Origin of the sequence: [Clostridium] symbiosum ATCC 14940, assembly GCF_000466485.1 — a bacterium.
GTDB classification, from domain to species: domain Bacteria; phylum Bacillota; class Clostridia; order Lachnospirales; family Lachnospiraceae; genus Otoolea; species Otoolea symbiosa.
Genome location: NZ_KE992799.1, coordinates 24,930 through 25,203, shown reverse-complemented (window position 1 = coordinate 25,203; position 274 = coordinate 24,930).

Here is a 274-nt window from a genome sequence, read left to right as displayed (position 1 = left end):
ACGCCGCCGGTACGGCCAGCGGACGGGGTGAGGGTAGTTGGATGAGTCTTTCGTCCCGGGGATAGGTTGTCGTGTGGGCTGGGACTGCGGAGAGGATATAGTCTGCGGAGCACGTTTCCACTCGGTGGAATGCATCACGCTGCTAAGCTCGATAGTACCTCGCTAATCAGCGATGGATTCCAAAGGCATCCGCAGACTATATCCTCTCCTCCGCCCCAAAGGTATATTTTCTCCGGGACAAAAGACTCCGCCGGGTGTACCGGCCCCGTCCACT